General features: G+C 70.6%; 2 protein-coding genes and 1 pseudogene. 1 reads left to right on the top strand and 2 read right to left on the bottom strand.

All coding sequences use genetic code 11. The annotated features are described in order from the left end of the window. Nucleotides 1-78: 78 nt before the first annotated feature. Entirely contained in the window at nt 79-468 is a 390-nt protein-coding gene (locus DY245_RS34035; protein WP_128510995.1) for an ADP-ribosylation/crystallin J1, read from the top strand. A 19-nt stretch (nt 469-487) separates the two neighbouring features. Here the strand turns inward: DY245_RS34035 and DY245_RS34030 are convergent, their stop codons facing one another. Both DY245_RS34030 and DY245_RS34025 read right to left on the bottom strand, forming a co-directional pair. After that, nucleotides 488-1,948 (bottom strand): glycosyltransferase family 39 protein, encoded by a 1,461-nt coding sequence (locus DY245_RS34030; RefSeq protein ID WP_244943440.1) that lies wholly within the window; start codon nt 1,946-1,948, stop codon nt 488-490. Between the two features lie 227 nt (nt 1,949-2,175). After that, a pseudogene (locus DY245_RS34025) lies at nt 2,176-3,605 on the bottom strand (serine hydrolase); the annotation flags it as partial.

Here is a 3,605-nt window from a genome sequence, read left to right as displayed (position 1 = left end):
CCGGCCGGACCGCCGTGCCGAGCCCCGGCCCCCGAAATCCGCGCGCTCCCGCCCGCCCCGCCCCCGTACCGTACGCACATGATCGAGACGCCCCGCCACGACGAGACCGCGCCCGCGACCCGCACCCTCTGGCGCCCCACCGGCCCCGAGGAGCTCGCCCTGGTCGAGGCCTCCGGCTGGCGTGCCTGGCCGCCGCGCCTGCCCGACCAGCCGATCTTCTACCCCGTGCTCAACGAGGACTACGCGATACGGATCGCCCGCGACTGGAACGTGCCGGCCTCCGGGATCGGCCATGTCACCCGCTTCGAGGTCGAGGCGGACTTCGTCGAGCGCTATCCGGTACGGCAGGCGGGCGGCGAGACGATCCTTGAACTATGGGTTCCGGCCGAGGAGTTGGAGGAGTTCAACCGGCATATCGTCGGGCGCATCGAGCTGGTCCGCAGCTTCCGCCCGCCACAGGAGTCATGACGGCCCCACGGCCCGCGGGTCACCCCGCGCCGTGGGCGAGCCGGCCGCCCCCGGCCGCGCCGCATATCCCCGGCCGCCCGTACACCGCGATCCGGGCGCCGCGGACATCCGTGCTGCTGCAGATCGCGAACGCACCGCGCAGAGTGGTCCGTTTGGCGATTTCCTGGTCGCTGTCGTCGACCGGCTGACCGTACGGGTCACCGGCGACAACGATCCGGCTGACGGCCAGTATCCGGTCGCGGATCGCATCGCCGGACCGCTCGGTGCCGTAGAGCGTGTGTGAGGCCAACGGGCTCTTGGCCAGGGCGAGATCGTTCAGACCGCGGAACTGGTGCGGCAGCGCCGCCATCCAGATCCGCCGCCGGGACGGCATGAACAGCAGCCCGTCACCGGGCTCGGCCACTTTGCGTACCGCATGCGCGACCGCGGTGACATCGTCGACCCGGCTGTCCGGGCTGCGCAGATGGACATCGACGGGCAGCAGCGCCGTCAGGACCAGCACCAGCCCCGTCGTCCACCGCAACCGCCGGCCGCGGGTCTGGCCCTGCTCGCCGGCCGGCCGCAACAGCCGGGCCAGCGCGGCGCCCGCGAGCACCGCGAACCCGGCGACGTAGTAGAGGACATAGCGGTCCACGTAGGCCGGTTCGACGTGGGAGAGCAGCAGCAGAAGCAGCGTCGGCAGCAGCAGTATCGGGACGCCGAGGGCGCGCAGACCGATCGGGCCGCGGGAGCACACCGGTACGCGGGCGCAGACGATGCCGAGGACCGCGAGCACGGCGAAGGTCAGCAGCTGGACGGGGTCCGGCCACATGAGCCAGCTGATCTGCGCCGACTGCCGGGTGCTGAACACCGCGAGCGGCGCCAGCCCGGCCAGGACGGTGACCGCGGCGAGGAGCCAGCCGCGCAGCACCCGGCGGGGCAGCCGCGCCAGCATCACCGCGGCGCCGTGCACCGGCAGCACCAGACACGCGAACTCGTGCAGCAGACAGGCGAACAGCATCAGCGCCGTATAGCCGAGCCACAGCTTTCTGCGCGGACGGGCGGCGGTCAGCACCAGCAGATACGTGGCCCAGACGACGACCGCGCAGACCGTCGCGTACGAGCGTCCCTCCTGCGCGTACTGCTGCACGACCGGGATGCACGCGAAGGTCAGGCCCGCGAGCAGCCCCGCCCGCCGCCCGACCAGGCGCTGGCCCAGCAGGGCGACACCCGCCGCGGCGACGGTCATCGCGGCCACGGACGGCAGCCGCAGACCGATCACCGGGCCGAGTACGTCGCCGAGGGTGGCGTCGTAGACGACGAACCAGAGGTGCATCAGCGCGTAGTACAGGCCGTGTACGACATCGACGTGCTGCAGCGTGGGCCACAGGTCGGCCAGGCTGCGGTGCGCCATGTCGTAGGTGACCGCCTCGTCACGCCATATGGCGTCCTGCCGGCGGATCCCCCACGCCCCCAGGAGCAGCATCAGCCCCGAGGGCATCAGCACCACCGCGCCCCGTGCCGCCCGGGAACCACGAGCGGCGACGGCGAACGCGTATGTCGTCTTCTGGCCTTGTGCTACGTCGATGACGGGCTCCGGTCACGCACAGGACGGACGGACTTGAGAGGGGGAGGGACAGGGGGAGGACGGATGGACTTCGAGCAAGGGCCCTAGGGGGTGCCTCCCCCTAGGGCCACTCATCCGGGGGAGTCACCCCCCAGGGCCGTTCACCCCAGCCGGATCAGCTTCGCTCCGAACGACGGCACGACCAGATCCTTCTGCAGCGCCACCGGCGTTTTCTGGATGCTCTGGCCGTTGCCGACCGTCAGCACACCGACCGTGGTTCCGGCCTTCGCCTCGTGCGGGAGGGTCTTGCCGCCGTCGCTGATGCTCAACTCCAGCTTCTGGCCCGGGACTCCGACCGCATTCACGTCCTTGGTCGCGACGACCGGCGTCCGTCCGTTCAGGCCGTCGTCGACATAGCCGACGACCTGGCCCTTCTTCACCGCCGTGGCCGAGGTCAGCGCGTTGCGTACGGCTTCGATGACCTTCTGACTGTTGTCCTTGACCATGGTGAGGCTGTTGGCGCCGTTGGGGTCCAGGCCCTTGAAGTGCTGGCCCATCATCGTGCCGAGAATCAGCCGGTCCTTGCCGTCCACCGTCTTGTAGGCCGCCCAGGACAGCGTGCCGCCGGCCGCCGTGCTGGAGCCGGTCTTGATGCCCTTGATGCTCAGCCCGGCAAGCAGCAGGTCGTCGTTGTTGTTGTTGATCCGCTTCGGCAGCCCCGGGATCTCGGCGTTGGGCATGGCGACGATCGGCCGGAAGGCGTCGAACTTCATGACGGCCTCGGCCAGCTTGAGCTGGTCGACGGCGGTGCTGACGGTCTTGGGGTCCAGGCCGCTGGGGTCGGTGTAGGTGGTGTTCTTCATGCCCAGGTCCTTGGCGGCGTCGTTCATCTTCTTGACGAACGCCCCCTCGTTGGCGGACTGGGTGTCCCAACGGGCCAGCAGCCGGGCGATGTTGTTGCTGGACGGGATCATCAGCATCTTGATCATGTCCTGCTGGCTGAACTTCTGCCCCGTCCTGAGCCCCTCGGCCCGCGACTCGTCCCTGGAGCCGCCCTCGGTCACCGCCTTGTCGTCGACCTCGATCTGCGGGCCCTTCTCGTCCTTCTTGAGCGGGTGGTCCTTGAGGATGACGTAGGCCGTCATGATCTTGGCGACGCTCGCGGTCGGCACCGGCTTCTGCTCGCCGAACGTCCCCAGCTCACCGGAGCCCACGACCTTGACCGCCGCCTGCCCGTGCTCGGGCCACGGGATGGAGAGCTTGCCGCCTTCGAAGGTGAACGAGGACTTGGCGTCGCCGAGGACGACCGTCGGGGCGGGCAGCGGGCGCACCACCTGGGCGATCACGAAGATGATCGCCAGCAGCACCGCCAGCGGGGTCCAGATCTTGAACCGGCGGACGACCGTGCGCAGCGTGGTCTCGGGCGGCGGCGGGGTGTTGGTGAGCTTCGCCAGGAGGTCGAGCGGCGGCAGCGGCTGCTGCTTGGTCCGCTCGGATTCCGGCAGCGTGGCGGGCGCCGCGGCGGCCGCGGCGCCCGTGGGGGCGGCGGGCGGCATGGCGCCGGGCTTGGACGGTGCGGCGGGCGCGGCGG

The sequence above is a fragment of the Streptomyces inhibens genome, from assembly GCF_003389455.1.
In the GTDB taxonomy this organism is placed as follows: domain Bacteria; phylum Actinomycetota; class Actinomycetes; order Streptomycetales; family Streptomycetaceae; genus Streptomyces; species Streptomyces inhibens.
The sequence above is the reverse complement of the archived record's forward strand: the minus strand, read 5'-3'. Positions and strand labels throughout refer to the sequence as shown.